The 26080-nt window shown below is 68.7% G+C and carries 31 protein-coding genes; 19 read left to right on the top strand and 12 right to left on the bottom strand.

Going from position 1 to position 26080, the window contains the following annotated elements; all coding sequences use genetic code 11:
• Position 1 precedes the first annotated feature (1 nt).
• Complete coding sequence (locus AC4GYY_RS10590; RefSeq protein WP_491120416.1) at positions 2 to 607, top strand: superoxide dismutase; 606 nt, start codon at positions 2 to 4, stop codon at positions 605 to 607.
• Positions 608 to 634: 27 nt separating this feature from the next.
• Here AC4GYY_RS10590 and AC4GYY_RS10585 read toward each other — a convergent pair whose 3' ends face one another.
• The 4 genes from AC4GYY_RS10585 to AC4GYY_RS10570 are packed head-to-tail and all read right to left on the bottom strand — an operon-like array spanning position 635 to position 5065.
• Positions 635 to 1291 (bottom strand): inner membrane-spanning protein YciB, encoded by a 657-nt coding sequence (locus tag AC4GYY_RS10585; protein ID WP_491120414.1) that lies wholly within the window; start codon positions 1289 to 1291, stop codon positions 635 to 637.
• Positions 1288 to 2220: a signal recognition particle-docking protein FtsY gene (gene ftsY, locus AC4GYY_RS10580; protein WP_491120412.1), complete on the bottom strand. Its 933-nt coding sequence runs from the start codon at positions 2218 to 2220 to the stop codon at positions 1288 to 1290. Before ftsY ends, AC4GYY_RS10585 begins: the two co-directional genes overlap by 4 nt.
• Positions 2217 to 3398, bottom strand: a complete 1182-nt coding sequence (locus AC4GYY_RS10575; protein WP_491120410.1) for a MiaB/RimO family radical SAM methylthiotransferase — start codon at positions 3396 to 3398, stop codon at positions 2217 to 2219. Before AC4GYY_RS10575 ends, ftsY begins: the two co-directional genes overlap by 4 nt.
• A gap of 41 nt (positions 3399 to 3439) precedes the next feature.
• Complete coding sequence (locus AC4GYY_RS10570; protein WP_491120408.1) at positions 3440 to 5065, bottom strand: putative bifunctional diguanylate cyclase/phosphodiesterase; 1626 nt, start codon at positions 5063 to 5065, stop codon at positions 3440 to 3442.
• Between the two features lie 67 nt (positions 5066 to 5132).
• On the opposite strand from AC4GYY_RS10570, the gene AC4GYY_RS10565 reads away from it, so the two are divergent.
• The 5 genes from AC4GYY_RS10565 to rimM all read left to right on the top strand — a co-directional run bounded on the left by AC4GYY_RS10565 (position 5133) and on the right by rimM (position 9043).
• A complete protein-coding gene (locus tag AC4GYY_RS10565) occupies positions 5133 to 6233 on the top strand; it encodes an acyltransferase family protein (RefSeq protein WP_491120406.1) in 1101 nt (366 codons plus the stop codon).
• Between the two features lie 179 nt (positions 6234 to 6412).
• Positions 6413 to 7903, top strand: coding sequence for a signal recognition particle protein (ffh, locus tag AC4GYY_RS10560; RefSeq protein ID WP_491120404.1), 1491 nt, complete (start codon positions 6413 to 6415; stop codon positions 7901 to 7903).
• 36 nt (positions 7904 to 7939) lie between these two features.
• The gene (gene rpsP, locus AC4GYY_RS10555; RefSeq protein WP_491120403.1) at positions 7940 to 8386 is read left to right on the top strand and encodes a 30S ribosomal protein S16; all 447 of its coding nucleotides are present in this window, start codon (positions 7940 to 7942) and stop codon (positions 8384 to 8386) included.
• 50 nt (positions 8387 to 8436) lie between these two features.
• Positions 8437 to 8583 carry a hypothetical protein gene (locus AC4GYY_RS10550; protein ID WP_491120401.1) on the top strand — a complete coding sequence of 49 codons (147 nt, stop codon included), beginning with the start codon at positions 8437 to 8439 and terminating at the stop codon, positions 8581 to 8583.
• The gene (gene rimM, locus AC4GYY_RS10545) at positions 8546 to 9043 is read left to right on the top strand and encodes a ribosome maturation factor RimM (RefSeq protein WP_491120399.1); all 498 of its coding nucleotides are present in this window, start codon (positions 8546 to 8548) and stop codon (positions 9041 to 9043) included. Before AC4GYY_RS10550 ends, rimM begins: the two co-directional genes overlap by 38 nt.
• On the opposite strand, the gene AC4GYY_RS10540 is transcribed toward rimM, so the two are convergent.
• Complete coding sequence (locus tag AC4GYY_RS10540; RefSeq protein WP_491120397.1) at positions 9040 to 9945, bottom strand: NAD(P)/FAD-dependent oxidoreductase; 906 nt, start codon at positions 9943 to 9945, stop codon at positions 9040 to 9042. The two genes, rimM and AC4GYY_RS10540, sit on opposite strands and share 4 nt — an antisense overlap.
• An 86-nt stretch (positions 9946 to 10031) precedes the next feature.
• Between AC4GYY_RS10540 and AC4GYY_RS10535 the strand changes: the two genes are divergently transcribed.
• The 9 genes from AC4GYY_RS10535 (at position 10032) to AC4GYY_RS10495 (ending at position 17521) form a co-directional block, all read left to right on the top strand.
• Positions 10032 to 10298: an antitoxin gene (locus tag AC4GYY_RS10535; RefSeq protein WP_491120396.1), complete on the top strand. Its 267-nt coding sequence runs from the start codon at positions 10032 to 10034 to the stop codon at positions 10296 to 10298.
• 2 nt (positions 10299 to 10300) lie between these two features.
• Positions 10301 to 10690, top strand: a complete 390-nt coding sequence (locus AC4GYY_RS10530; RefSeq protein WP_491120394.1) for a type II toxin-antitoxin system VapC family toxin — start codon at positions 10301 to 10303, stop codon at positions 10688 to 10690.
• A 20-nt stretch (positions 10691 to 10710) separates the two neighbouring features.
• Entirely contained in the window at positions 10711 to 11088 is a 378-nt protein-coding gene (locus AC4GYY_RS10525; RefSeq protein WP_491120393.1) for a hypothetical protein, read from the top strand.
• A complete protein-coding gene (gene trmD / locus AC4GYY_RS10520; RefSeq protein ID WP_491120391.1) occupies positions 11085 to 11816 on the top strand; it encodes a tRNA (guanosine(37)-N1)-methyltransferase TrmD in 732 nt (243 codons plus the stop codon). Before AC4GYY_RS10525 ends, trmD begins: the two co-directional genes overlap by 4 nt.
• Before the next feature lies 1 nt (position 11817).
• The gene (rplS, locus tag AC4GYY_RS10515; protein WP_491120389.1) at positions 11818 to 12213 is read left to right on the top strand and encodes a 50S ribosomal protein L19; all 396 of its coding nucleotides are present in this window, start codon (positions 11818 to 11820) and stop codon (positions 12211 to 12213) included.
• A 167-nt stretch (positions 12214 to 12380) separates the two neighbouring features.
• Complete coding sequence (locus tag AC4GYY_RS10510; RefSeq protein ID WP_491121190.1) at positions 12381 to 14531, top strand: DPP IV N-terminal domain-containing protein; 2151 nt, start codon at positions 12381 to 12383, stop codon at positions 14529 to 14531.
• 66 nt (positions 14532 to 14597) lie between these two features.
• Positions 14598 to 15959, top strand: a complete 1362-nt coding sequence (locus AC4GYY_RS10505; protein ID WP_491120387.1) for a DUF418 domain-containing protein — start codon at positions 14598 to 14600, stop codon at positions 15957 to 15959.
• A 64-nt stretch (positions 15960 to 16023) separates the two neighbouring features.
• Positions 16024 to 17052, top strand: coding sequence for an aspartate-semialdehyde dehydrogenase (locus AC4GYY_RS10500; RefSeq protein WP_491120385.1), 1029 nt, complete (start codon positions 16024 to 16026; stop codon positions 17050 to 17052).
• A 1-nt stretch (position 17053) separates the two neighbouring features.
• Positions 17054 to 17521, top strand: a complete 468-nt coding sequence (locus AC4GYY_RS10495; RefSeq protein WP_491120383.1) for a GFA family protein — start codon at positions 17054 to 17056, stop codon at positions 17519 to 17521.
• Here the strand turns inward: AC4GYY_RS10495 and AC4GYY_RS10490 are convergent.
• The 3 genes from AC4GYY_RS10490 to AC4GYY_RS10480 are packed head-to-tail and all read right to left on the bottom strand — an operon-like array spanning position 17478 to position 20588.
• Positions 17478 to 19064, bottom strand: a complete 1587-nt coding sequence (locus AC4GYY_RS10490) for a DHA2 family efflux MFS transporter permease subunit (protein ID WP_491120381.1) — start codon at positions 19062 to 19064, stop codon at positions 17478 to 17480. The two genes, AC4GYY_RS10495 and AC4GYY_RS10490, sit on opposite strands and share 44 nt — an antisense overlap.
• Entirely contained in the window at positions 19064 to 20149 is a 1086-nt protein-coding gene (locus AC4GYY_RS10485) for an HlyD family secretion protein (protein ID WP_491120379.1), read from the bottom strand. The genes AC4GYY_RS10490 and AC4GYY_RS10485 overlap by 1 nt, the downstream gene beginning before the upstream one ends.
• On the bottom strand, positions 20142 to 20588 hold the full coding sequence (locus AC4GYY_RS10480; RefSeq protein WP_491120377.1) for a MarR family winged helix-turn-helix transcriptional regulator: 447 nt from the start codon (positions 20586 to 20588) through the stop codon (positions 20142 to 20144). Before AC4GYY_RS10480 ends, AC4GYY_RS10485 begins: the two co-directional genes overlap by 8 nt.
• A gap of 121 nt (positions 20589 to 20709) precedes the next feature.
• Between AC4GYY_RS10480 and AC4GYY_RS10475 the strand changes: the two genes are divergently transcribed.
• Complete coding sequence (locus AC4GYY_RS10475; RefSeq protein WP_491121188.1) at positions 20710 to 21144, top strand: GFA family protein; 435 nt, start codon at positions 20710 to 20712, stop codon at positions 21142 to 21144.
• Entirely contained in the window at positions 21125 to 21880 is a 756-nt protein-coding gene (locus AC4GYY_RS10470) for an alpha/beta fold hydrolase (protein ID WP_491120375.1), read from the top strand. The genes AC4GYY_RS10475 and AC4GYY_RS10470 overlap by 20 nt, the downstream gene beginning before the upstream one ends.
• Positions 21881 to 22001: 121 nt before the next feature.
• Here the strand turns inward: AC4GYY_RS10470 and AC4GYY_RS10465 are convergent, their stop codons facing one another.
• Together AC4GYY_RS10465 and lipB are read right to left on the bottom strand one after the other, a co-directional pair.
• Positions 22002 to 22280: a hypothetical protein gene (locus AC4GYY_RS10465; protein WP_491120373.1), complete on the bottom strand. Its 279-nt coding sequence runs from the start codon at positions 22278 to 22280 to the stop codon at positions 22002 to 22004.
• Positions 22281 to 22372: 92 nt separating this feature from the next.
• Positions 22373 to 23041: a lipoyl(octanoyl) transferase LipB gene (gene lipB / locus AC4GYY_RS10460; protein ID WP_491121187.1), complete on the bottom strand. Its 669-nt coding sequence runs from the start codon at positions 23039 to 23041 to the stop codon at positions 22373 to 22375.
• Positions 23042 to 23068: 27 nt separating this feature from the next.
• On the opposite strand from lipB, the gene AC4GYY_RS10455 reads away from it, so the two are divergent.
• Positions 23069 to 23947, top strand: a complete 879-nt coding sequence (locus AC4GYY_RS10455) for a hypothetical protein (RefSeq protein ID WP_491120371.1) — start codon at positions 23069 to 23071, stop codon at positions 23945 to 23947.
• Positions 23944 to 24675 (top strand): serine/threonine-protein kinase, encoded by a 732-nt coding sequence (locus AC4GYY_RS10450; protein ID WP_491120369.1) that lies wholly within the window; start codon positions 23944 to 23946, stop codon positions 24673 to 24675. Before AC4GYY_RS10455 ends, AC4GYY_RS10450 begins: the two co-directional genes overlap by 4 nt.
• On the opposite strand, the gene AC4GYY_RS10445 is transcribed toward AC4GYY_RS10450, so the two are convergent.
• Together AC4GYY_RS10445 and hemF are read right to left on the bottom strand one after the other, a co-directional pair.
• Entirely contained in the window at positions 24654 to 25247 is a 594-nt protein-coding gene (locus AC4GYY_RS10445) for a GNAT family N-acetyltransferase (protein ID WP_491120368.1), read from the bottom strand. The two genes, AC4GYY_RS10450 and AC4GYY_RS10445, sit on opposite strands and share 22 nt — an antisense overlap.
• Positions 25238 to 26080, bottom strand: a complete 843-nt coding sequence (hemF, locus tag AC4GYY_RS10440) for an oxygen-dependent coproporphyrinogen oxidase (RefSeq protein ID WP_491120366.1) — start codon at positions 26078 to 26080, stop codon at positions 25238 to 25240. The genes AC4GYY_RS10445 and hemF overlap by 10 nt, the downstream gene beginning before the upstream one ends.

Below are 26080 nucleotides of genomic sequence, written 5' to 3'. Positions count from 1 at the left end.
CATGGCGTTCGAACTCCCTCCGCTGCCCTACGACTATGATGCGCTGGAGCCGGTCATCTCCAAGGAGACGATGACCTTTCACCACGACAAGCACCACGCCGCCTACACCGCCAAACTCAACGAGGGCGTCGCCGCCGATCCCAAGCTGGGGGGCAAGAGCATTGAGGACATCCTCGGCATGATCTCGACGCTGCCGCCGCTCGTCCGCAACAACGGCGGTGGGTATTGGAACCATGATTTCTTCTGGAAGATCATGGGCCCGAAGGGCTCCTCGCAGCCGTCGGGCGCGCTCAAGGACGCGATCGACGCTTATGGCGGGCTCGACAAGCTGAAGGAAGACTTCAACGGCAAGGGCGCGGGCCAGTTCGGCTCGGGCTGGGCGTGGGTGATCAAGGATTCATCAGGCGCGCTCAAGGTCACCTCGACGCCCAATCAGGACAATCCCCTGATGGACGACGCCAAGGAGAAGGGCACGCCCATCCTGGGCAACGACGTTTGGGAACACGCCTATTACCTGACGTACAAGAACGACCGCCCCGGCTATCTCAAGGCCTGGTGGGACGTCGTGAACTGGGACGAGGCCGGCAAGCGTTTCGACGCGGCGTGAGCGGGCGGGGGCGGTGCGCCGCCCCCGCTAGTCCTGCACCGCAGGCGCCTCGGTCTGTAGCCCGTGCCGCAGCAGCATCGGCACGTTTGCGACTGCAAACAGTAGGGTCGCCGGGATCGCGCCCCACAGTTTGTACGCGACCCACACGTCCCAGCCGAACGAGCGCCACACCACCTCGTTCGCGACTGCCATCGCGACAAAGAACAACGCCCAATTGCGCGTGAGCTTGCGCCATCCCGTCTCGGTCAGCCCCGGATAGGCGCTCCCCAGCACCGCCGCGAGCAGCGGGCGTCCGGTCGCCAGCCCGAACGCCAGCACCGCCCCAAGCATCAGATAAACGAGCGTCGGCTTCATCTGGAGAAAGCGTTCGTCGCGGAACCACAAGGTCAGCCCGCCGAACACGACGACGAGCCCGCCCGAGATCCACAGCATCGGCGGGATGCGCCTGAGCTTCACCTGCGCCGCGACCATCGCCGCGACGGTCGCGACCACGAAGGCGGCGGTGCCGACCAGCACCCGCGCGATCGTCTTGGCCTGCTCAGGGCTGAGGCCAGCCAGCACGTCAGACACGCCCGAGACGATCCGTACCGCCAGCGTCGCCGGCAACAGGAAGTTGGCGAGGAAGAACACCGCCAGCGGCCCATAGTCGACCGCCGCGCGAAACCCCGGACTGGCCTTGCTCACCGCCCCTCGACCCCCGCGATGATCCGGCTGACCTCGGTCGCGTCGAACGGCCGCAGGTCGCCGAGCTGTTCGCCAACCCCGATCGCATGGATGGGCAGTCCGAACTTCTCCGCCGCCGCGACGAGCACGCCGCCCCGCGCGGTGCCGTCGAGCTTGGTCATCACCAGCCCGGTGACCCCGGCGATCTCCTTGAACACTTCGATCTGGTTGAGTGCGTTCTGCCCGGTGGTCGCATCGAGCACGAGCACCACGTCGTGCGGCGAGGCGGGGTTGATCCGTCCCAGCACCCGCCGGATCTTGGCGAGCTCGTCCATCAACTCGCGCTTGTTCTGGAGGCGGCCGGCGGTGTCGACGATCAGCACGTCGGTGCCGATCTCGGTCGCCTTCTTGACCGCGTCCCACACGATCCCCGCCGCGTCGCCGCCCTCGGGGCCGGTCACGATCGGCACGCCCACGCGATCGGCCCAGGTCCTGAGCTGGCCGATCGCGGCCGCGCGGAACGTGTCGCCCGCCGCCAGCATCACCTGATAATCCTGCTCGACCAGCAGGTGCGCCAGCTTGGCGATCGTCGTCGTCTTGCCGCTGCCGTTGACCCCGATCACCAGGATCACCTGCGGACGCGGGAACGCCTCGATCTCGAGCGGGCGCGCGACCTTGGCGAGCGAGCGCTCGACCTCTTCCGCCACCACGAGGCGGATGCCGAGCTCCTCCATGTTGCGCTCGTACGAGCCGTCGGCCAGCCGCGCGCGCACCCGTCCGGCGGTCTCGGGCCCCAGGTCCGAAGCGATCAGCGACTCCTCGATGTCGTCGAGCGTCGCCTCGTCGAGCCGTGCGAGCCCGAGGCCCGCAAGGTTGCCGACCAGCCGGTCCGAGGTCCGGCGGAACCCGCCGAGGAGCTTGTCGTGCCAGGAGGAGCGCTGGTCGGTCATGCGGTTCCGATGAGATGGGTCGCGGTGGCGGCGGTGATCCGCGCAGGTAGGATTTCGCCGACCGCGTGGGAAGCCGCGAACCGCACCTCGGCGAACCCCGGCGCGTGCCCGCGATCGCCGGGCTTCTCGACCAGCACGTCCTGCACGCTGCCGATCAGCCCGCCGAGCCATGCAGCCTTGCGGGTGTCGGCCGCCGCGCGCAGCCGCGCCGCGCGCTCGCGCCGTACCGGATGCGCCACCTGCGGCATCCGCGCCGCCGGCGTCCCGTCGCGCTCCGAATAGGGGAAGACATGCGCATGGACGATGTCGCAATCGTCGATCAGCGCCAGCGTATTGGCGAACATCGCTTCGCTTTCGGTGGGAAAGCCGGCGATCAGATCCGCGCCGATCGCGACCTCGCGCCGTGCCTTCAGCCGTTCGACCAGCCGGACCGCGTCGGCGCGGCTATGCCGCCGCTTCATCCGCTTGAGCGTCAGATCGTCGCCCGCCTGCAGCGACAAATGGAGATGCGGCATCATCCGCGGCTCGCTTGCGACCAGCTCGAACAGCGCGTCGTCGATCTCGATCGAATCGAGCGACGACAGCCGCAACCGCTTGACCGGCGTCTCTGCCAGGATCGCCTCGACAAGCGCGCCGAGCGTCGGTGTGCCCGGCAGATCGTGGCCCCAGCTCGTCAGGTCGACTCCGCTCAGCACGACCTCGCGCCTTCCGAGGGTGGCGATCCGCGCGACCACCGCCGCGACCGGTTCGGACCGGCTCGCGCCGCGCCCCGCCGGGATCGTGCAGAAGGTGCAGGCGTGGTCGCACCCGGTCTGCACCGCGACGAACGCCCGCGCCGTCCCGGTGCTCGCCGCGATCGGCACGGTCCCGCCGACGCTCCAGCTCGCCGGCAGCAGCTTGGCGGCGTTGGCGACCACTCGGTCGACCTCGGGCATCGCCGCAAACGCCGCCGGATCGATTGTCGCGGCGCAGCCGGTGACGATCAGCTCCGCGCCCGACCGCGCACGCCGCGCGCGCCGGATGGCGGCGCGCGTCTGCCTGGCGGCTTCCGCGGTCACCGCGCAGCTGTTGACCACCACCGCGTCGCGTCCGGCGAGCATCGCCGCGATCGTCTCGCTCTCGGCAAGGTTGAGCCGGCACCCGAGCGAGATCACGTCGGGGGCGGGATGGGCCGGCATGGCCCGCGCTCTAGTCGCAGGTGCTGACCGAGTCCACGAACTCAGCCCGCGGCGCGGCGCTCCTCGAGTTCGTCCGCCTGGTGAACGAGCAGCCGCTCCGAGGCGAGCAGTCGGCGCACGTCGGCGAGCGACATCGGCCGGCCGTAAAGCCACCCCTGACCCTTGCCGCAGCCGAGCGTGATCAGCCGCGCCTCGGTGTCCGCGTCCTCGATGCCGACCGCGGTCACCGGCAACCGCAGCGTCTTGCCCAGCCCCGAAACCGCGGCGACGATCGCCGCCGATGGCGCGCTCTCGTGCATCACCATGACGAAGCTGCGGTCGATCTTGATCCGGTCGAACGGCAGCGCGCGCAGATGCGAGAGGCTGGAGAAACCGGTCCCGAAATCGTCGAGGGCGACCCGCACGCCTTGGTTCTTGAGACTGCCGATGATCGATTGCGCCAGCGCCAGATTGTCGATCAGCGCGCTTTCGGTGATCTCGATCTCCAGCCGAGAGGCGGGGAATCCGGTCTCGGTCAGCGTCTTGATGATCTTCTGCGGCAGCCAGGCGTCGCGCAGCTGAAGAGGCGAGATGTTGACCGACAGCGTCAGCGCGCCGTCCCAGTCGCGCGCGGCCGCAAAGGCGCGGCGCATCACCGCCTGCGACAGTTCGCCGATCAGTCCGATCTCCTCCGCGACCGGGATGAAGACGTCGGGACCGAGGATCCGGCCGCCCGGCTGCTCCCACCGCGCCAGCAGCTCGAACCCGGCGAGCCGGCCGGTGCTGAGGTCGATCTGCTTCTCGAAGAAGGGCACGATCTCGCCCGCAGGGATCGCCGTCCGCAAGCCGCGCTCCAATTGCAGCCGCGCCTGGAGCGCGTCCTCCATCTCCGTCGTGAACGCGAGCACGCGGTTGCGGCCCGCGCGCTTCGCCGCCGCCGCCGCGATCTCGGCGTGGCGGATCAGCACCTCGATCGATCCGCCGCCGACGGACAGCGCGGTGCCGATCGAGGTCGACACCGTCGCGCGTTGCGATCCCGCGAGGAGCGGCTGGCCGAGCTGGCTCGCGACCTGCTCCGCGATCCTGGCAACGCCATCGACAGCGCCCGGATCGACCGCGAAGGCGCAGGCGAATTGATCGCCGCCGGTCCGCGCGACGATGCTTCCCGGCGGCACGGCGGCCGTGATCTCCTCGCCGATGACCCGGAGCAGCGCGTCGCCCGCCGCATGGCCGTGCGCCTCGTTGATCGTCTTGAAATGGTCGAGGTCGATGATCAGCAGCGCCGCGAGCCTGCCCTTGCGCTGGACGCGCAGCAGCAGCGCCGCACCGTCCTCGATCAGACTGCGTCGGTTCAGCAGTCCGGTCAGCGCGTCGCGGCTGGCGAGCGAGTGCGCGCGCTCCTCCGCGGCGGTCAGCCCGGCGCTCTCGGCGAGGACATCGCGGTGCCTGAGCCAGCCGAGCAGGATCAGCGCGATGTTGAGGCAGAGCGCGATCAGCAGCGAATGATCGAGCGTCTCGCCGCTGCCGGTAAGGGTCCGCAGCACACTCGTCATCGCGGTGCCGCCGACGCCCACGAACAGGATCAGCGCGAGCGCGGTCACCCCGATAATCGCGGCTTCCTGGCCCGCGTCGGCGCGCGGCCGGGGATGGGGCTGGTCGAACGCCATGGACGAGGGGCTAAGCGCCATCCGTTGCCAAGATATAGACGGGACTTGCTTAACGTGGCGCTAACTACCGGCATCTATCCGCCCGCGGGTGAGCAACCAAGCGGGCCGCAGGATCGCCGAACTCGACGGACTGCGCGGCGTCGCGGTCTCGCTGGTCGTGCTCAGCCACGTGCAAAGCCTGCTGCCCGGCGGGCGCTGGCCGCTCCTGCTCGCGACGCTGGACGTGATCGCGAGCGGCGCACTCGGCGTGCTGATCTTCTTCGTGCTGAGCGGTTACCTGATCACCTCGCTGCTGATCGCCGAGCTTGAGCGAGGGGGGCGCATCTCACTTCGCGAATTCTACGCCCGCCGCGTCGCCCGCATTTTCCCGGCGTCGTACCTCTATATCGCCGTCGTCGTGGCGCTCGGGCTCTTCGGCGTGGCGCAGGTCTCGGCGCTTCAGATCGCGGTCGCGGCGTTCCAGGCGGAGAATTACTCGGCGGTCCTCTTCGGGCCGACCGGCGACGGTCCTTGGGAGGGGCATCGGTCGCTCGGCCATTTCTGGAGCCTCGCGCTCGAGGAGCAATTCTACTGGCTCTGGCCATTGGTGCTGATCCGCTGGCGGCGTCACGCCTCGCTCATCCTGATCGCGCTGATCCTGGCGATGCCCGCGGTGCGCGTCCTGTCCTACCAGCTGTGGCCCGCGAGCCGGCTGTCGCTGACCTCGATGTTCCACACCGCGCTCGATCCGATCGCGGTCGGCTGCCTGCTGGCGTTCCACCGCGCGCGCGTCGGTCAATGGGTGGCGAAGGTGCGTGATCGCTGGGTGACGGGCGCGGTCGTCTTCCTGTTCGTCGCTACCCCCGCGATCGCCGCGACGGTCGAGGGCGCCTGGACCTTCACGTTCGGGCGGACGATCGAGTCCCTGCTCGCCGCGCTGGTCATCGTCGTGCTGGTCGACCGACCGGGCTTCTGGATGGCCCGCGCGACGCGCTGGCGACCGATCCACTTCCTCGGCACGATCTCGTTCAGCCTCTATCTCTGGCAGGAGCTGTTCTGCCTCAAAGGTGCGGCGCTGACGCTGCCGCCGCTCCTCGCCATCCCGGTCTCGATCGCGGTGGCGACGCTCAGCCGGCGCTTCGTCGAATTGCCGTGCCAGCGCTGGCTCCGGCGTCGCGGGGTGAGGGCTGGAGAGCCGGCTCCCGTCTGATGGTTGCGTTTGCGGGACGGATCGGCTAACGCCGTCCGGTTCCGAAGTGAACGCGACAAGAGAAACACGCATCCGGCACGACCGGAGCGTGACGCTGGCCGGCGAGGTTTCGCCCGCCGGCGCTTTTGCGTTTGGGTCCGGATCACCAGGTACGACCGGCATTGCCGGAAGGGAAGTTGATGTTCGAGAGCCTGAGCGATCGTCTGGGTGGAGTGTTCGACCGGCTGCGCGGCCGTGGCGCGCTGACCGAGGCGGACGTGCGCCAGGCGATGCGCGAGGTCCGCATCGCGCTGCTCGAAGCGGACGTCGCGCTCCCCGTCGCGCGCGAGTTCGTCGACAAGGCCACCGAGGCGGCGATCGGCCAGAACGTGCTGCGCTCGGTCACGCCGGGTCAGCAGGTCGTCAAGATCGTCAACGACGCGCTGGTCGAGATGCTCGGCGGCGAGGACCCGCAGGGGACCGAGCTCCAGCTCGGCGTCACTCCGCCCGCGATCGTGATGATGGTCGGCCTCCAGGGCTCGGGCAAGACGACCACCACCGCCAAGATCGCGCGCCGCCTGTCGCAGGGGTCGCTTGGGACCGAGCGCAAGAAGGTCCTGATGGCGTCGCTCGACGTCAATCGTCCGGCGGCGCAGGAGCAACTGGCGACGCTCGGCACGCAGGTCGAGGTCGCGACGCTGCCGATCGTTCAGGGCCAGCAGCCGGTCGACATCGCCCGGCGCGCGATGCAGGCGGCGAAGCTCCAGGGGTTCGACGTGCTGATGCTCGATACCGCGGGCCGTCTCCACGTCGATCAGGCGCTGATGGACGAGATGCGCGCCGTCGCCGAGGTGTCGCGCCCGCAGGAAATCCTCCTCGTCGTCGACGCACTGACCGGGCAGGACGCGGTCAACGTCGCGACCAACTTCTCCGAACAGGTCCCGCTCACCGGCGTCGTGCTGACCCGCATGGACGGCGACGCGCGCGGCGGCGCGGCGCTGTCGATGCGCAGCGTCACCGGCAAGCCGATCAAGTTCGCCGGCACCGGCGAGAAGCTCGACGCGCTCGAGCCGTTCCGCCCGGCGCAGGTCGCGGGCCGCATCCTCGGCATGGGCGACGTCGTCAGCCTCGTCGAGCGCGCGGCGGAGGCGATCCAGCAGGACGACGCCGAGCGGATGGCGGCGAAGATGGCCAAGGGCCACTTCGACATGGACGATCTGCGTGCCCAGCTCGGCCAGATGCGCCGGATGGGCGGGCTCGGCGCGCTCGCCGGCATGATCCCCGGCATGAAGAAGGCGCAGGCCGCGGTCGATCAGGCGGGCGGGGACAAGATCCTGCTGCGCATGGACGCGATGATCACCTCGATGACGGGCAAGGAGCGCGCCAAGCCCGAGCTGATCAACGCCAAGCGCAAGATCCGCATCGCCAAGGGCTCCGGCACCACCGTTCAGGACGTCAACAAGCTGCTGAAGATGCACCAGGAAATGGCCACCGCCATGAAGCGCATCAAGAAGATGGGCGGCATGAAGGGGATGATGGCGATGCTCGGCAAGGGCGGCCTCGGCGGGCTCGGCGACGCGATCGGCGGCGAGGGGCTCGGCGACATGATGGGCAAGCTCGGCGGCGGCATGCCCGGCCTCCCGGGCCGGCCCGGCCTGCCCCCCGGCATGGGCGGTTTCCGGAAGAAGTAACTCTCACACGAACCCGAAGAAGGAAGACGAAGACCAATGGCACTCAGCATTCGCCTGTCGCGTGGCGGCTCGAAGAAGCGTCCCTACTACCGCATCGTTGTCGCCGACGGCCGCAGCCCGCGCGACGGCAAGTTCATCGAGAAGATCGGCAATTACAACCCGCTGCTCGGCAAGGACGACGAGAAGCGCGTCGTGCTCGACGCCGAGCGCGCCAAGCATTGGCTGGGCGTCGGTGCGCAGCCGACCGACCGCGTCGCCCGCTTCCTGGACAAGGCCGGGGTGAAGGAGCGGCCTGCGCGCAGCAACCCTAACAAGGGCAAGCCCGGCGAGAAGGCGACCGAACGCGCCGAGGAGCGCGCCGAGAAGCTCAAGGCGCAGCAGGACGCCGAGGCGGAGGCGGTGATGGGGAGCGAAGTCGAGGCCGCGACCGAGACGCCGACCGCAGAGGCCGAGCAGGTCGCCGAAGCGACCGCCGAGCAGTAAGCATCCGTTTGCGGCCATGATGCGTTCCTTCGCCTCAAAAGGAGCCCGTCATGGCCACGAATCCGCTGAGCGACCCCGATCCCCGCACCTCCGCCGATGACGACGAGGACGCGACCAATGAAGGCGTCTCGACCCCCGCGCCCGCCGAAGGGGACGACGATGCCGGACGCCGGCAGCCCGGCTCGCCGCAAGGCTGATCGGCCGAACGAGCGGCGCGTCGTTCTCGCCGCGGTCGCCGGTGCGCATGGGATCGGCGGCGAGGTCAAGCTGAAGGTGTTCGCCGACGATCTGTCGGCGTTCACCAGCTTCAACGACGGCGCACTGACGCTGACGTCGCTGCGCGGCACGGTCGCGCGCTTCGCCGAGGTGCGCGACCGCACCGCTGCCGAGGCGCTCCGTGGGACCGAGTTGACGGTCGCCCGCAGCGCATTGCCGCCGCTTGGCGACGACGAATATTACCATGCCGACCTGCTGGGTCTGCCGGTCGTCACCGGCGACGGCAACGCGGTGGGCAGTATCGTCGCGGTCGAGAACTTCGGCGCCGGCGACGTGATCGAAGTCGAGCGCGCGGACGGCAAGCGCTTCATGGCGCCGATGTCGGCGGTGCTCGACTGGACCGACGAACGGCTTGTGATCGGCGCGGCCTACATCGACTAGCGCCGGATCGGCGAGCGTTCGTCCAGCAGGTTGCGGATGGTCGTCGCCGCCACGCCCGCTTCGCCCATCGCATGGCTGATCTGGTCGAGACCCTTCACTACGTCGCCTGCTGCGAACAGGCCGGGCACGCTGGTGCGCTGGTGGTCGTCCACCTCCAGGCAGCCGTCCGCGCTCGCTCGCGCGCCCGCGGCGACCGCCAGTTCGGAGCGGATCACCGAGCCCATGGCGGGATAGACGCTGTCGAACGCGAGCCGACCCTCGGCGGTGCCGAACGCCAGCGTATCGCCCTCGATCGCCCAGCCGCCGCACGGGCCGTCGACCCGAGCGATGCCGGCCTCCTCCAGCTTGCGCCGGCAGGTCTCGTCCAGGCGGTGGCCGCCATCGGGCGAGATCAGCGTCACGTCTTTGGTGTAGCCGCGCAGGAACAGCGCTTCCTTCATCCCGTGCATCTCGGTGCCGACCACGCCCACGCGCTTGTCGGTCACCTCGTAGCCGTCACAGATGGGACAGTATCGGAAAAGCCCGCGTTCGAGCGCGGCGTCGTGGATCTCGTCCGGCATGTCGGGCCGGTTGTTCTTCACGCCCGTAGCGAGCAACACCGTCCGGCCCTCGATCGCCCGCTCGGGGGTGTGGACCACGAACGTCTCGCCGCTCGGCTGGATTGCGGTGACCTTCGCGGCCTCGCGCACCGCGCCGTAGCGCTCAGCCTGCGCCAGCATCGCCGCGAGCAGGTCGCGTCCCGAGATGCCGTCCGGATAGCCCGCATGGTTGTGCGTGCAGGGGATCAACCCCGCCCGGCTGTCGCCCGCGTCGAGCAGTCGGATCCGCAGATGAAACCGCGCCAGATAGATGGCGGCGGTCAGCCCGGCGGGGCCGGCCCCGATGATGATGCAATCGTCCATGGTGGAACCGGACGCGGGGCGGGCGGGGTGGTTCCTTGCGACCGCACGCTTGCCCGTGTATACGCGGCGTAGATACGGAGGCGAGCATGGCGGAGTTTACCGCGAAGACGTTCAAATCGGGCAACTCGGTCGCGCTGAGGCTGCCGAAGGCGCTCGGCCTCGTCGATGGCGAGGAACTCGTGGTCGTTCCGCACGCGGACGGCCGCTTCACCCTCTATCGTCGAAACGATGCCAAGCGGGTTTTCATGAGCCTTTACGGTGCCTTCTCACCGGGCTTCATGTCCGGCGGACGTGGCGACATCGAGCCGGAGGAGAGGGATTGGAGCAAGCCGAAGCGCGATCAGGCGGCCTGACCATGATCATGCTGGATAGCAACGCCTGCATCGACTTCGCCTTGGCGAGGAGCCAGCGCCTCGCCACGCGATTGGAGCAGGCGTTCGATGGGGGCTTGGCGATTTCCGCGATCACGTTGGCGGAATTGAGGGTCGGGGCGAAGGACCCATCGGCCGAGCCGGAGGATGAGCTCCGCCTGGACCTCTTGCTGCAGACCGTCACGCTGCTCGAGTTCGATGCCGCAGCGGCCCAGGATTACGGGCTGCTCATCCGACAGATCGGGCCGGAGCGGAACGGCTTTGACCGCTTGATCGCGGCGCACGCGCGGTCGCGACAGCTTCTGCTCGTCACGAACAACGAACGGGATTTCGCTCCCATCCCCGGCCTCCGCGTCGAAAACTGGACGGTCTGACGATGTCGAGCGTGGGTCGCGTGATCGAGGTGACGCGCCGGTACCGCGCGAACCGTGCCGGTGAGGCGGATGGCGGCTGCGCGCTCGACCGTGACTCTGCGGTGTGTCAGGACGCCCTGATATTCGGCATCGATGTGGACGACTATGTTCACGAACTTGAAGCCGAGTTCGGGCCGGTCGTGCGTGAAATTCCTTGGCTGAAATACACGGACCAGACGAGTTCGTTTTGTGGACGTGCGGTCTTCGCCGTTCCGTTCTGGCTGCTCTGGAGACTGCCGAAGCGGCTGCTTAACGGCGAGCCGTTGATCCCACGATCTGACCCGCGGCATTTTCCTGAACGCTTGACTCTCGCCCATGTGGCAGGCGTCATCGACGCCGGCCATTGGATTGAACCGTGACCTTTGCCGCAACGGTCCTCACCCTCTACCCGCAGATGTTCCCCGGACCGCTCGGCTGCGCGCTCGCCGGGCGCGCGCTGGGAGAGGGGCTGTGGTCGCTCGATGCGGTCAACATCCGGGACTTCGCGACCGACCGGCACCGCACCGTCGACGACACGCCGGCGGGGGGCGGGGCGGGGATGGTGCTGCGCGCGGACGTGGTCGCGGCGGCGCTCGATGCGCAGCCGGGCGGGCGTCCGGTGATCGCGATGACGCCGCGCGGCGCGCCGTTGACCCAGCGCCGCGTCCGCGACCTCGCTGCCGGCCCCGGAGTCACGATCCTCTGTGGCCGGTTCGAGGGGTTCGACGAACGGCTCTTCGCCGCACGTTCGGTCGAGGAGCTGTCGATCGGCGACTATGTCCTGTCGGGCGGAGAGGCGGCGGCGATGGTCGTCCTCGACGCTTGCGTTCGGCTGCTCCCCGGCGTAATGGGCGCGGCTTCCAGCGGGGACGAGGAGAGCTTCGAAAGCGGCCTCCTCGAATATCCGCATTATACCCGACCAGTGGACTGGGAAGGGCGCACGATCCCCGAAGTGCTGCGATCGGGGGATCATGCGAGGATCGCGGCCTGGCGCTTGTCCCAGTCCGAGACCGACACACGGCTAAGGCGGCCGGACCTGTGGGAGCGCCATGTCGGCGCTCGGGTCGACCGCCCTCTGGCGCGCGGCGATGACAAGAGGGTTGAGTGACATGAACCTGATCCAGCAGCTCGAAGCCGAGCAGATCGCCAAGCTGACCGCCGTCCGTGCGATCCCCGAATTCCGCCCCGGCGACACGCTGAAGGTCGGCGTGAAGGTGGTCGAGGGCGAGCGCACCCGCGTCCAGGCCTATGAGGGCGTATGCATCGCGCGGTCGAACAAGGGCATGGGTTCCTCGTTCACCGTCCGCAAGATGAGCTTCGGCGAGGGCGTCGAGCGCGTCTTCCCGCTCTATTCGCCCAACATCGATTCGATCGACGTGGTCCGCAAGGGCGCCGTCCGCCGCGCCAAGCTCTATTACCTGCGCGGCCGCACCGGCAAGTCGGCGCGCATCGCCGAGCGCCGCGACACCCGTCCTGCGAAGGGCGAGGCGACCGCCGCGGAGTGATCCGCCGCCGCTGAGAGTAGGAAGGGCGCGGGCGGGGACGTCGGCGCCCTTTATCGTGGACACTGGTTCACGCCTCCGCCACTTCGATCCGATGTCCGCTGGCGGAGGATCGGGTGACGCGATGGTGGTGGTTGACCTGGGCGATCGCCGTGGCGGGTGGGCCGGCGATGGCCGCTGATCCGCTGCCGCTGACCCTTGAGCGCGTGTTCGCCAGCCCCGACCTGTCGGGGCCGCAGCCGCAATCCCTCGCGCTTTCCCCCGACGGGACGCTCGTCGCGCTGGTGAAGAACCGCGACGACGAACGCGAGCGGTTCGATTTGTGGGCGGTCGACACTGCGACGGGCGAGCAGCGGATGCTCCTCGACTCCAAGACGCTCTCCAAGGCCGCCGCCATGTCCGAGGGCGAGAAGATGCGCCGCGAGCGCGACCGGACGCTTACCGGCAAGCGCGGCGTGCTCGAATACGACTGGTCCCCCGACGGGCGCGCACTGCTGGCCCCGGTCGATGGCGAGTTGATCCTGGCGGATCGTGACGGGACGGTCCGGCGGCTCGGCATCCACGATGCGCTCGACCCGGCGATCTCGCCCCGCGGCACGTATCTGAGCTTCGTGCGCGACCAGAACCTCTGGGTGCGCCCGCTCGCTGATAGCGGCGAGGTGCAGCGCGTGACGAGCGACGGCGGCGGGACGATCCATTGGGGCGAGGCCGAGTTCGTCGCCCAGGAGGAGATGGATCGCCGCACCGGAGCATGGTGGTCGCCCGACGAGCGGTTCCTCGCGGTCGAGCGGTTCGACGAAGCGCCTGTCCATGTCGCCGCCCGTGCGGCGATCGGCGCCAGCGGTACGCGGCTCTACGAGCAGCGCTATCCCGCAGCCGGAACCCCGAACGTCCGGGTCGAGCTTCACGTCATACGCCCCGACGGGACGGGTGCCGTGAAGGTCGATCTCGGCCCGGACCCGGACATCTACCTGGCGCGGGTGAACTGGGCGCCGGACGGGTCCGCGCTCTACGTCCAGTGCGAGACCCGCGCCCAGACCGTGCTCGACCTGTTGCGTGTCGACCCCGCGACCGGGCGGTCCGAAATCGTCTTCACCGAACGGGCCGCGCCGAAGAGCTGGATCAATCTGTCGAGCGTGTTCCGGGTGTTGGCGGACGGCGCGATCCTCTGGTGGTCGGAGCGGGACGGCCATGGGCACCTCTATCTGTTCCGGAAGGGCGGCTGGACGCAGCTGACGCACGGTGACTGGGAGGTCGCGGGCGTGATCGGCGTCGATGAGCGGCAAGGCCGGGTCTTCTTCACCGGCAACCGGGACGGCGTGCTCGAACGTCACATCTATGCGGTCGACCTTCGGCGCCCGGCCGAGCCGCGGCGGTTGACGGAGCGCGGATGGTGGCACGCGGCGACGATGGATGCGGGCGCGACGCGGATGATCGTCACCCGCTCGAACCGAAGCCAGCCGCCGCAGACCTATCTCGCCGACGCCGACGGTCGTCGCGCCGCGTGGATCAACGAGAATGCGATCGCCGACGGCCATCCCTATGCGCCGTATCGGGCGAGCCATCGTCCGACCACCTACGGGACGCTGCGTGCCCAGGATGGCTCCGAGCTCCACTGGCAGATGATCACGCCGCCGCTCGTCCGCGGGCGGCGCTACCCGGTGTTCTTCCAGCATTACGGCGGACCGCACAGCCAGACCGTCGACGTCCAATGGTCTGGCCAGCCGCTCGAGCAGGCGATCGTCGACCGCGGCTGGATCTTCTTCCAGATCGACAACCGGGGCTCTGCCAACCGCGGCAAGGCGTTCGAGGATGCGATCCGTCACGCCATGGGCTCGGTCGAGGTCGCCGACCAGCGTGCGGGCGCGCGCTATCTCCAAACGCTGCCGTTCGTCGATCCGGAGCGGATCGCGACCTACGGCTGGTCCTACGGCGGCTATATGACGCTGAAGATGCTGGAGGCCGATCCCGGTCTCTATGCGGCGGGCGTCGCCGGCGCTCCCGTCACCGACTGGTCGCTGTACGACACGCATTATACCGAACGGTATCTGGGCGATCCGCGCAGCGACCCGGCGGCCTACACGAAGTCCGGCGCGCTCGCCGATGCGCTGACGATCCGCGACCCGCTGCTGCTCCTGCACGGCATGGCCGACGACAACGTTTTTCTGGAGAACACGACTGCCCTGGCGGCGATCCTCCAGGCGAACGACCGTCCTTTCGAGATGATGCTCTATCCCGGCCAGGCGCACGGGGCGGTGCGCGACGTGCACGTTTGGACCACCCTGTTCGCCTTCCTCGATCGCCACCTGTTCGCGCGATGACGATTCCGTACAATCGGACGGCGTGACGATCCGCTAGCCCCCCGTCGCGGGGACAAGGGGATCACGATGACGGGAGCGTTCAGCCAGGCGCCGGTGACCGGGCGCGAACGGATCGAGGTGCTCGACATCACCCGCGGGCTCGCGATCCTGGCGATCTTCTACATGAACATCCCGTATCAGGCGGCGTCGATCCCGCTTGCGATGTTCGACGTCCGCCGGATCGGCTGGACGCCCGCAGACGCTGCGGCCTGGTCCTTCGTGAACATCTATCTCGAGGGCACGCAGCGCTGCCTGCTCGAGTTCCTGTTCGGCGCGGGCATGATGGTGCTGACCGCCAAGGCGATGGAGCCGACCGGCCCGGTGGCGGTGGCGGACCTCTACTTTCGCCGCACGCTCTGGTTGCTCGCATTCGGGCTGTTCGACATCTTCGCCTGGCTGTGGACCGGCGACATTCTGACCCCGTACGCGCTCGCCGCGATGTTCCTGTTCCCGTTCCGCAAGCTGGGCGCGCGCTGGCTGCTGACGATCGGGCTCGGCTTCGCGGCGTTCACCGCGGTGAATGGCGCGATCGACTATGCCGGCCGCGTCGATCTGCTCGCCAAGGCCGAGGCCGCCCAAGCCAAGCAGCGAGCCGGTCAGACGCTCACCGCATCCGACACCGCAGACATCAAGGCGCTGGCGGACAAGAAAATGCAGCGCCTGACCATGCCGCCGCCGCTTCGTGATTTGGCGAAGGCGGAGAGGACCGCGCACGCCGGTGGCGTCGTGGCTTACTACACCTTCAGCTGGTCCGGCTGGATGCAGTTCTTCATCGGCAAGAACGCCTTGTTCATGACGGTGATTGAGGCGTTCTGCGCGATGCTGATCGGCATCGCCCTGTGGAAGTGGCGCGTGATCCAGGGTGGCCGCAGCGCGCGCTTCTATCTCGCCGGCATGATCCTCGCCTACGGCTTTGGGCTGACCTGCCGCTCGTTGGCCACCGCCGAGATCATCGCCTTCGACATCGCACCCAAGTCCCTGTGGTTCACCAGCGAGTTCGCACGTCTGGCCACCGGTTTCGGGCACCTGTGCCTCATCAACCTGGTGGTGAAGACCGCGACCGGGCGTGCGGCGCTGTCTCCGTTCAAGGCGGCGGGGCGGACCGCCTTTTCGCTCTATTTCCTCGAACAGCTGATCGGGATGCATATCCTGTTCTCGCCTTACGGATTCAACCTGTGGGGCCGGTTCGCCTGGGCGGGGATGTTCGCGGTGGCGACCGCGGTGATCGTCCTCTGCCTCGTGATCGCCAATCTGTGGGTCCGGCGGTTCGCGATGGGGCCGATGGAATGGGCGTGGCGCAGCCTTGCCTACGGCGAGCGCCAGCCCTTCGTGAAGCGGCGCGCCGCGCGCCCGATCGAGCCCGATGCCGCCGCGGTCTTGCCCGCCTGACGGTTATGCTCTCTAGGAGGCGCGCGCGGACGAACGGACGTCGCGCTGCGATACGGAGCAGGTCATGGGGTATCGGGTCGTCGTCGCCGGCGCGACGGGCAGCGTCGGGCGCGAGATGGTCAACATCCTCGCCGAGCGCGAGTTTCCCGCCGACGAGATCGCGGTGCTCGCCTCCTCGCGGTCTCAGGGCGACCAGATCGAATATGGCGACACCGGCCGGATGCTCACGGTCAAGACCATCGACCATTTCGACCCCGCCGGTTGGGACATGGCGCTGTTCGCGATCGGCAGCGAGGCGACCAAGGTCCACGCGCCACGCTTCGCCGCCGCGGGCTGCACGGTGATCGACAATTCCTCGCTCTACCGGATGGACCCGGACGTCCCGCTGATCGTGCCCGAGGTGAACCCCCGGGCGATCGACGGCTTCGCCAAGCGCAACATCGTTGCCAACCCCAATTGCTCGACCGCGCAGATGGTCGTCGCGCTCAAGCCGCTCCACGATGTCGCGCGGATCAAGCGGGTGGTCGTCGCGACCTACCAATCGGTCTCCGGCGCGGGCAAGGCGGGAATGGACGAGCTGTTCGAGCAGAGCCGCAACATCTTCGTCGGCGACCCGGCCGAGCCCCGGAAGTTCACCAAGCAGATCGCCTTCAACGTCATCCCGCACATCGACAGCTTCCTCGACGACGGATCGACCAAGGAGGAGTGGAAGATGGTGGTCGAGACCAAGAAGATCCTGGATCCCCGAATCAAGGTCACTGCGACGTGCGTCCGGGTGCCGGTTTTCGTCGGCCATTCGGAGGCGATCAACATCGAGTTCGAGGACGAGATCTCCGCCGAGCAGGCGCAGCGCATCCTGCGCGAGGCGCCGGGAGTGATGCTCGTCGACAAGCGCGAGGACGGCGGATACGTCACGCCCGTAGAGTGCGTCGGGGACTTCGCCACCTTCGTCAGCCGGGTGCGCGAGGACCCGACGGTCGAGAATGGGCTCAACCTGTGGTGCGTCAGCGACAATCTGCGCAAGGGGGCGGCACTCAACGCGGTGCAGATCGCCGAGCTGCTCGGGCGGAGGCATCTGAAGAAGGCCGCTTGAGATGACGGTGACGGGAGGCTGCCGCTGCGGCGCGTGTCGGTACGAGCTCGCGGTCGACGTTCCGCCGCCCGTATACGCCTGCCACTGCCACATCTGTCAGCGCTGGAGCGGGAGCGCGTTCAGCCTGCAGGCCATCGTGCCCGAAGCGGCGCTGAGCGTCAGTGGGCCGATCGCGATCTACGAGATCGTCACGGAAGATCGAACCTCGTCGCAGCGGGTCTGCTCGGTGTGTCACTCCCGGCTCTACAACACCAACACCCGCCGGCCGGGGTTGGCGGTCGTGCGGGCGGGAACCCTCGACCGATCGGAGGAGCTCGTGTGCCGCGCGCACATCTTCACCGCCATGAAGCAGGCCTGGGTCACGATTCCCGCCGACGTGCCGAGCTGGCCCGAAGCCGCGCCGCCGGCGGACTTCGCCGCCGCGCTCACTCGGAATGGACGACCTCGACCTTCCCCTTCGGTTTCCTGAGCAGGAGCACGAGGGGGGCGGCTGCGATCGAAATCCAGCTCATCAGGTAGAAATCGTCGAGATAGGCGATCATCGCCGCCTGCTGGTTGACCAGCGCGTCCGCCATCGAGAAGGCGGTGTCGGTCAGCACGTTCAGATGCCCCAGCGCGCCGAGATCGACCATCGGCGCGGACGCGGCGGTGACGTGCTGCGACAGATCGGCGTGACTCACCTGGAGGTTACGGGCGAGCAGCACCGTCACCATCGAGATCCCCGCCGACTGGCCGATCGAGCGGGTGAGATTGAGCAGCGAGGCGCCGTCGGTGCGGTAGCGCCCGTCGAGGGTCGCGAACGCCAGCGCGTTCAGCGGCATGAAGACCAGACCCATGCCGAGCCCCTGGATGAAGCCCGCGGTGACGATCGGCCAGAAATCCTGCTCGAGCGAATAGCCCGCCATCTGGCGGAGCGAGACGGCGAAGATCAGCAGCCCGACGACGATCACGATGCGGGTGTCGATCTTGCCCATCAACCGGCCGGCCAGCCACATCGTGAACAGCACGCCGACGCCGCGCGGCGCCATCATCAGCCCGGTGTCGATCACCGGATAGCCGAACAGCGACTGGAGCATCGGCGGCAGCAGCGCCATCGGCGCCATCGTGGAGATGCCGATCACGACCATGAAGAACATGCCCGTGACGAGGTTGCGATTGTGGAACAGGTGGCGATCGAACAGCGGCTTCTTCGCGGTCGCGAGGTGGATCACCGCCATCCACGCCGCCGCGAGCGCGACCAGCCCCTCGACGACGATCTCCCAGCTCGAGAACCAGTCGGCGGTCTGGCCGCGGTCGAGCATCAGCTGGAACGCGGACACGGCGACGCCGACGAAGACGAACCCGGCGTAATCGAACGAGCGCCGCGCCTTGGGTCGGGACGGCAGCAGGAACCAGAGGATCGCGAAGGTCAGCACGCCGACGGGGACATTCACGTAGAACACCCAGCGCCAATTGTAGCTCTCGGTCAGCCAGCCGCCGATCACCGGCCCCATGATCGGCCCCACCATCACTCCCATGCCCCAGACGCTCATCGCCTTGGCCGCGCGATCGGGCGGGTTGATATCGAGCATCGCGGTCTGCGAGAGGGGGTTGATGAAGGCGGCGAACACGCCCTGGAGGACGCGGAACACGACCATCTCCTCAAGCGAGACGGCGGTGCCGCACGCCATCGACGCGAGGATGAACCCGCCGGTCGCGATCAGGAAGAGGTTCCGGCTGCCCAGCCGATCGGACAGCCAGCCCGTGGCGGGCAGCGCGATCGCGGTCGCGACGATGTAACTGGTCAGCACCCAGGTGATCGTGTCCGCGGTCGCCCCGAGCGCGGTGGTCATGTGCGGCAGCGCGACGTTGGCGATCGTGGTGTCGAGGATTTGCATGATCATCGCCCCCATGACCCCGACGGTCAGCAGCCCCCGATTGGTGGTCTGGAGCAGCGGCGCACTCCCCGCCGGCGCGATCGGCGGGGGCGCCGCCCGGGGTGCGGCGCGCGACGGGAGAGCAGCGCTCGCCATCAGCGTTTGCCCGTGTCGACCCGGACGTCGGTCGAAAGCCCGGCGATCAACTCGCGGGGCGGGCGGCCGTCGATCGCGATGCGGACCGGTACGCGCTGCGTCACCTTCACCCAATTGCCGTTGGCGTTCTGCGCCGGCAACACCGAGAACTCGCTGCCCGTGCCCGCCCCGATAGACTGGACGTGGCCGCGCACCTTCATCCCGCGATAAGCGTCGAAGGTGAGTTCGGCGGACTGACCGACGGCCATGTGGTTGAGATCGGTCTCCTTGAAGTTCGCCTCGACCCAGGGCTGCTGACTGACGACCAGGCTGAGCGCGGGAACACCCGTGGGCGTGATCGTCCCGATCTGAAGTCGCGAGGTCTGGCTGACGATCCCGTCCTTGGGAGCGCGCACGGTGGTGCGAGCGAGGTCGAGCGCCGCCTTCTCGCGCTTCGCCAACGCGACCTGGATCGCCGCGGGCTGGCCCGAACCGCCTCCCGAGCCGAGCTGCTGACGTGCGCGAGCCGCCGAGGCGAGCGCCGTCGCGAGCTTCGCCCTGCCGGCCGCCACCGCCTGGGTCGCGGCGTCGAGCGCGGCGCGGGTGGTGAAGCCTTCCTTCATGAGCGCGGCCTGGCGCTGGTAGGTCGCCTCGGCGAGGGTGATCTGCGCACGCGCGTCCTGGATATCCGCCTGCGCGCTGCCGGTGTCGGTCGCCATCGTCGCGACGTTGACGCGCGCGGTGGCGAGATCGGCGTCGGCCTGGGCGAGCGCGATCCGGTAGGGTTCTGGGTCGATCGTGAACAGCACGTCGCCCTTGCGGACGCGCTGGTTCTCGCGCGCGTTCACCGCCACGATGCGTCCGGTCACGTCCGGACTGACCGAGATCATGTCGTTCTGCACGTAGGCGTTGTCGGTCGAAACGTAGCGACCTGAGGTCAGGTACACATAGCCAGCGATCGCCGCGATCAGCAGCGGCACCCCGAACAGCAGCAGCGGACGAAGCCACCGCCGCCGCTTCGGCTCGGCGGGCGTGGCGAAATCCTCCACGGGCAAGGTGACTTCGCGTTCGGCGACGGGCGCGCGCTGGGGATCGGCGTCAGCCATGGGCGGCGTCCTTTTGCGGGGTAGGCGCGTGGAGGTTGGCGCGCATCTGTTCGAGGGTGGCGGTGAGTTGGGCGGCCTGATCGGCGGAGATGCCGTCAAGCGCCTGGCCGGTGAGCTCTTCGGCGACGTCGCGCATCCGGTCGAGGATGGGACGCGCCCTGTCGGTCAGGAACAGCCGCCACGCGCGGCGATCGCCGGGGTGACGGCGGCGCTCGACGAGCCCCGCCTCCTCCAGGCGATCGACCATGCGGGTAAGGGTGATCGGCTCGACCTCAAGCAGCTCGGCGAGCGATCCCTGGTTCATCCCCTCGTTGCGACCGATGTGCGCCAGCGCCTTCCACTGGGTTCGGGTCGCGCCGAACGCGCGCGCACGCTCGTCGAAGCGGCGGCGCATGAGCCGGGACACGTCACTGATCAGGAAACCGATGCTGTCTGACATTCGGCACATATAATAAGCCTGCTCATGGATGTGAAGCGCTGCCGCTTGCCGTGGTTGCATTCGTGGTTGCGCCGGTCGAAAGCGGTGGAGGAGCGGTATGGAAGGACGAAGCGTGACGACGATGACCGGAGGCTGCCAATGCGGGCGCGTCCGTTATTCCGCCGAGGTGGAAAGCGACGACGCCTATCTGTGCCACTGCCGGATGTGCCAGCGCGCGACGGGCGGCGTCTCGATCGCCTTCGTCAACGTGCCGCACGACGCGGTGACGTGGCTGTCGACGCCCGATTGGTACCGATCGTCCCCGATCGCGCACCGTCCATTCTGCTCGGCCTGCGGTACGCCGCTCGGGTTCGAGTTCCTGCAGGACGCAAGGAACGTCGACCTGACGGTCGGCAGCTTCGACGCGCCGGAGCGGTTCCGCCCGGTCCATCACTATGCGGCGGAGAGCCTGCACGAAGCCTGGATCGACACCCGCGACTTGCCGAGAATGCGCAGCGAGGAGAATGCGGGCGTGGTCAAGAAGTGGATGGACGCCTGTGGCAAGCTCCCCGACTGAGTCCTTCGTAAGCTTCGACGGAGTTCCAATCGCGTGGCGCGAAATGGGGGAGGGGCGTCCCGTCGTCCTGATCCACGGCTATTTCTCGGATGCCGAGACCAATTGGATCCGGTACGGTCACGCCGCCGCAATCGCCGCCAGGGGCTTCCGCGTCATCATGCCGGACCTGCGCGCGCATGGTGCCAGCGGACGTCCGCACGATCCCGCCGCCTATCCGCCCGACGCGCTGACGCGCGATGGACACGCGCTGATCGCGCACCTGGGCCTGACCGATTACGACCTGGGCGGCTATTCGCTCGGCGCACGGACGACGTCGCGGTTGCTTGCGACCGGCGCGACGCCGCGGCGGGTGGTGTTCGCGGGCATGGGGTATGACGGGCTGGTCCATACCGCGCGGCGGGTGGATCACTTCCGCAAGATCCTGACGCGGCTCGGCCGGCACGAGCGGGGCAGTCCCGAGTGGCTGGCCGAGGCGTTCCTGAAGACGACGAGGGGCGATCCGGTCGCGCTGCTTGGCGTACTCGACACGTTCGTCGACACGCCGGCCGAGATGGTGGAGGGCTTCGCGCAGCCGGCGCTCGTAGTGGCGGGCGTCGAGGATTTCGACAACGGCTCCGCCGCGGCGCTGGCCGACGCGCTCCCGAATGCGCGCTACGTCGAGGTGCCGGGCGGGCACATGAGTGCGGTGGTCAAGCCCGAGCTGGGGCAGGCGATCGCCGAGTTCCTGGCCCGGTAGCGGGGCAGGGAACGCCTCGCCTCTTCGGGCTACGCCGAGGACCGCGCATGAAAAAGGCCGCCCGGTCGCCCGGACGGCCTTTGCAGATCGTCCGGACGCCCCAGCGGGCGTCCGGCGCGGATCACATCGCGTTGGTGGTCGTCGACGTGGTGGTCGAGTTCGACATCATCATGTCGTTGCCGCCCATCGCACCGGTGTCGTTCGCCATCATGCCGCCGTTGGTGGCGCCGTCGACCGCGGTCATGTTGTCGGACATGGTGTCCATGCCCTCGGTCGCGTTCATGTCGGTGATGGTCGTATTCTCGGTCGTGGTGTTCTCGGTCTTCGAACCGCACGCCGAAACGGCGAGGGCGGCCGCGGCGAGGGCCGAACCGGTCAGGATCTTCGAAATGGCGCGCATACTGTTGCTCCCTAGATTGACGGATTTGGACGGCGTGTACGAACGATTAATACCCAAATCGCCGTGGGTATTAAACGCAAGACGCCGCCCCCTCAAGCCCGGATTTCACTGTCGCAAGTCAAGCTATCGAGAAAGGCGTCGCGGGTCAACGCGAGCGCCGCATCGAAGGTTTCCATGGAAATGGCCCGGTCGAGCGCTGCGGCGCTGGTGACCGGGTGGTCGGCGATGCCGCACGGGACGATGCCGCCGAAGTGCGAAAGATCGGGCGCCAGGTTCACCGAAAAGCCGTGCAGCGTGACCCATTTTCGCACTCGCACCCCGATCGCGCCGATCTTCGCCTCGCGTCCTTCGCGGTCCAGAGTCCAGATGCCGATGCGCCCGGGCGCGCGGAACGCCGTGATCCCGCGGGTCGCGAGCGCGGCGATCACCCATCCTTCGACCGCATGGACGAAGCAGCGCACGTCGCGACCGCGCCGATTGAGGTCGAGGACGAGATAGCCGACCCGCTGGCCCGGACCGTGATAGGTGTAGCGTCCGCCGCGCCCCGCGGCGACGACAGGGAAGCGCGCGTCCAGCAGTTCGGCCGGATCGGCGCTGGTACCCGCGGTATAGACCGGCGCGTGCTCGAGCAGCCAGATCAGCTCGTCCGCCGCGCCCGCGGCGACCGCCGCGGCGCGCGCCTCCATGTCCGCGAGCGCGTCGGCGTAATTGGTCAGGCCGGGCGACACGCGCCATTCGATGGTGCTCACGCAGCGTGAGATGCGTCGCCGGCGGCGGGGTTGCAAGCGGTGGCGCGGGTCGAGGCGATCCGCTACCGCGGGCGCACGCTGGCAGCGAACGGGAGACGCGCGATGGTGAGGATGAGCGCCGTTTGGGACAGCACCACCCAGGTGCTCGCCGGCCGTGGCGCGACGATCACGCGCGTCGCGATGCTGACGGTGTTCCTGCCGTCGGTCGTGCGCGCCGCCGCGCTGGCGTTCGCAAGCGCCGCGGGGCCGGCGCTGATCTGGCCGATGGGGTTGGCCGTTCTCGTCGTGACGATCTTCGGAACGCTGGCGATCGTCATGCTCGCAAGCGATCCGAGCGTCGATGAGCGCGCCGCTTACGCGCTCGCTCGCGACAGGCTCCCGGGCGGGATCGCGGCGAACGTGGTGTTCGTGGTGATCCTCTGCGCGACGGTCGCGCCCGGCCTCTTGCTGCTGGCGGCGAGCGGGATCGACTGGCAGGCGGCGATGGTCGACGGCGCCCAGACACGGCTCGATTTTGGCAAGCTGCTCTGGGCGTCGGTCTATCTCACGGTCTGGTCGCTGCTCGCCATTTGGGCCGGGGTGCGGCTGGCGCCGCTCAATGCGGTCATCGCCAACGAGCGACGGGGCGTCAGCGCGATCGTCCGGACGTTCAGACTCACCCGCGGGCTCGCGCTTCGCCTGATCGGGGTCCTGATCCTCTTCGTCATCGTGTTCGGCGTGGTCGAGGCGGCCGCGACGTCGGTGCTCGGCCTGATCTTCCGATTGCTGCTGGGTTCCGACGAGAAGGCGCTGGTCGACTTCCTGGTCGCGGTGGTCGACGCCGTCGTCACGCTCGGGGCGACCGTCGTCCTGGCGGTGTTCTGCGCGCGGCTGTACCTCGCCATCCGGACCGTGCGGGAAGCGTCTTTGGCCTCGTGAGCGCGCCGGTGAGCATGGCGACGCTGCTCGCGGACGTGCGGGCGCTGTGGGCGCGCGAGCGCACGCTGATCGTGGCGCTCGGCGCTCCGTTCCTGTTCCTGCCGGCACTCGCGGTGCAGCTGCTGACGGCGCCGCCGCCGATGCTGCCGGCCGAGCGGACGCAGGCGACGCTGGCGCGGTGGTTCGACGCGCTGAGCGTCTGGGGTGAGGCGAATGCGGGCTGGTATCTGCTGGCCGACGTGATCGCGGTCTTCGGCGGCGCGGCGCTGACGGTCCTCCTGGCGGGCACAGGGCGGCCGACGGTGGCGCAGGCGCTCGGCCGCGCCGGGCGGCTGGGGCCGCGGTTCCTGCTGGCCAGCGTGCTGGCGGCGATCCCGGTCGGGCTGGGCATGTGGCTGATCCTGCCGGGCTTGTTTCTCCAGGCCCGGTTCGTCGCGGCGACGACGGTGCTGGCGGTCGAGCCGGTGTCGGCGGCGGGCGCGTTGGGGCGGAGCTGGCGACTGACGGGCACCGCGAACGGGGTGTTCGGGGCGGTGGCGGCGCTGTTCGCGCTCCAGTGGATCGCGCTGACGCCACTCGTGCCGCTCGATAGCTGGCTGCGCGCGCCGGCGCACCTCAACCCGGTCGTGCTGGCGCTGGTCGACGCCGGGATGGCCGCGATCGCCGCACTGTATCAGACCGCGCTCGTGCTGCTCGGCGTCGTCGCCTACCGCCGGCTCGCGAGCTGAGGAATCTGCGGCGCGGCGTCGGCTTCAAGGAGGCCGAGCGCGCGGGGATCGGGGAAGGTTTCGAGCGTGCGCTTGACCGCGGTGAAGCCCTGCGCGCGGTAGAACGGCAGCGCGCGAGGGTGATCGAGCGTACAGGTGTGAACCCAGACGCGCGTCACGCCCGGCCGCCACGCGCGGGTGAGCGCATGGGCCATCAGCCAGGTGCCGTGGCCCTGCCCGGCGAGTTCGGGAACGAAGCCGAAATAGGACAGCTCGCACGCGCCGGCGTGGCGGAAATCGAGTTCGAGGAATCCGACCTCGATCCCGGAGCGGTCGACCGCGGCATGGACGGTGACGGCGGGATCGTGGACGATCCCCGCGAGCTTCGCGTCGGCCATCGCGAGGCGCGAGTACCAGAGCCAGGGCGAGCCGATGCGGCGGAAGAGTTTGCGGTAGTTGGCGAGATCGGGCTGCGGCCAGTCGACGAGCCGGAGCGGACTGTCGGGGAACGGCCGCGCGGGCGGGCGGCGCGTCATCTCCAGCGTGGTGACGACGGTCGCGACCTCGTGCGGCTGGACGGGGATCAGGACCATGTGGCGACTGGCGGGAGGCTCATCAGGATCGCGTCGATGTTGCCGCCGGTCTTGAGCCCGAACAACGTGCCGCGATCGTACACCAGGTTGAACTCCGCGTAGCGGCCGCGCCATTCGTCGCGCTGGACCATGTCGGCGTCGGTGAACGGCGCGGCCATGCGGCGGCGGACGATCCGCGGATAGGTCTCCAGGAAGGCACGGCCGACGTCCTGCGTGAAGGCAAGGTTCGCGGCGAAATCGCCCTCGAGATGGTCGTAGAAGATGCCGCCGACGCCGCGGTGGACGCCGCGGTGGGGGATGTAGAAATAGTCGTCGGCCCAGGCCTTGAAGCGGGGGTGATAGGCGGGATCGTGCGCGTCGCACGCGGCCTTCAGCGTCGCGTGAAAATCGGCGGTGTCCTCTTCGATGGGCAGCGGAGGATTGAGGTCCGCGCCACCCCCGAACCAGCGCTTGGTCGTCACCAGGAACCGGCAGTTCATGTGAACCGCGGGAACGTGCGGATTGGCCATGTGCGCGACCAGGCTGATGCCGGTCGCGAAGAAGGTCGGGTCCTCCGCCGCGCCGTGGATCGTCTTGCCGAACTCGCCCTCCAGCGCGCCGCCGACGGTCGAGACGTTGACCCCGACCTTCTCGAACACGCGGCCCTTCATCACGCCGCGGACTCCGCCGCCGCCGGGCGCGCCGGAGGGGTCGAGGCGGTCCCAAGGAGTGTAGGCGAAGGCGGCGCCGGACCCCGCCTCGCGCTCGATCGCCTCGAACTCCGCGCAGATCAGGTCGCGCAAGTGCTCGAACCAGGTGCGGGCTTCGGTCTGTTGGTCGTCGAGGGGGGGCAT

Source organism: Sphingomonas sp. SP6, from assembly GCF_058313435.1.
Note: the sequence above shows the minus strand (reverse complement) of the source record. Positions and strands in the feature narration are given on the sequence as shown.

What these genes read in the sequence shown, in the direction of transcription:
- rimM (WP_491120399.1), top strand. Translation starts at nt 8,546, where the DNA reads ATGCCGGACGCCGGCAGCCCGGCTCGCCGCAAGGCTGATCGGCCGAAC.
- AC4GYY_RS10530 (WP_491120394.1), top strand. Translation starts at nt 10,301, where the DNA reads ATGATCATGCTGGATAGCAACGCCTGCATCGACTTCGCCTTGGCGAGG.
- AC4GYY_RS10510 (WP_491121190.1), top strand. Translation starts at nt 12,381, where the DNA reads ATGGCCGCTGATCCGCTGCCGCTGACCCTTGAGCGCGTGTTCGCCAGC.
- AC4GYY_RS10505 (WP_491120387.1), top strand. Translation starts at nt 14,598, where the DNA reads ATGACGGGAGCGTTCAGCCAGGCGCCGGTGACCGGGCGCGAACGGATC.
- AC4GYY_RS10550 (WP_491120401.1), top strand. Translation starts at nt 8,437, where the DNA reads ATGGCCACGAATCCGCTGAGCGACCCCGATCCCCGCACCTCCGCCGAT.
- AC4GYY_RS10475 (WP_491121188.1), top strand. Translation starts at nt 20,710, where the DNA reads ATGACCGGAGGCTGCCAATGCGGGCGCGTCCGTTATTCCGCCGAGGTG.
- AC4GYY_RS10500 (WP_491120385.1), top strand. Translation starts at nt 16,024, where the DNA reads ATGGGGTATCGGGTCGTCGTCGCCGGCGCGACGGGCAGCGTCGGGCGC.
- AC4GYY_RS10535 (WP_491120396.1), top strand. Translation starts at nt 10,032, where the DNA reads ATGGCGGAGTTTACCGCGAAGACGTTCAAATCGGGCAACTCGGTCGCG.
- rplS (WP_491120389.1), top strand. Translation starts at nt 11,818, where the DNA reads ATGAACCTGATCCAGCAGCTCGAAGCCGAGCAGATCGCCAAGCTGACC.
- hemF (WP_491120366.1), bottom strand. Translation starts at nt 26,080, where the DNA reads ATGCCCCCCCTCGACGACCAACAGACCGAAGCCCGCACCTGGTTCGAG.
- AC4GYY_RS10575 (WP_491120410.1), bottom strand. Translation starts at nt 3,398, where the DNA reads ATGCCGGCCCATCCCGCCCCCGACGTGATCTCGCTCGGGTGCCGGCTC.
- rpsP (WP_491120403.1), top strand. Translation starts at nt 7,940, where the DNA reads ATGGCACTCAGCATTCGCCTGTCGCGTGGCGGCTCGAAGAAGCGTCCC.
- ffh (WP_491120404.1), top strand. Translation starts at nt 6,413, where the DNA reads ATGTTCGAGAGCCTGAGCGATCGTCTGGGTGGAGTGTTCGACCGGCTG.
- AC4GYY_RS10485 (WP_491120379.1), bottom strand. Translation starts at nt 20,149, where the DNA reads ATGGCTGACGCCGATCCCCAGCGCGCGCCCGTCGCCGAACGCGAAGTC.
- AC4GYY_RS10590 (WP_491120416.1), top strand. Translation starts at nt 2, where the DNA reads ATGGCGTTCGAACTCCCTCCGCTGCCCTACGACTATGATGCGCTGGAG.
- AC4GYY_RS10495 (WP_491120383.1), top strand. Translation starts at nt 17,054, where the DNA reads ATGACGGTGACGGGAGGCTGCCGCTGCGGCGCGTGTCGGTACGAGCTC.
- AC4GYY_RS10570 (WP_491120408.1), bottom strand. Translation starts at nt 5,065, where the DNA reads ATGGCGCTTAGCCCCTCGTCCATGGCGTTCGACCAGCCCCATCCCCGG.
- AC4GYY_RS10465 (WP_491120373.1), bottom strand. Translation starts at nt 22,280, where the DNA reads ATGCGCGCCATTTCGAAGATCCTGACCGGTTCGGCCCTCGCCGCGGCC.
- AC4GYY_RS10445 (WP_491120368.1), bottom strand. Translation starts at nt 25,247, where the DNA reads ATGGTCCTGATCCCCGTCCAGCCGCACGAGGTCGCGACCGTCGTCACC.
- AC4GYY_RS10490 (WP_491120381.1), bottom strand. Translation starts at nt 19,064, where the DNA reads ATGGCGAGCGCTGCTCTCCCGTCGCGCGCCGCACCCCGGGCGGCGCCC.
- ftsY (WP_491120412.1), bottom strand. Translation starts at nt 2,220, where the DNA reads ATGACCGACCAGCGCTCCTCCTGGCACGACAAGCTCCTCGGCGGGTTC.
- AC4GYY_RS10540 (WP_491120397.1), bottom strand. Translation starts at nt 9,945, where the DNA reads ATGGACGATTGCATCATCATCGGGGCCGGCCCCGCCGGGCTGACCGCC.
- AC4GYY_RS10480 (WP_491120377.1), bottom strand. Translation starts at nt 20,588, where the DNA reads ATGTCAGACAGCATCGGTTTCCTGATCAGTGACGTGTCCCGGCTCATG.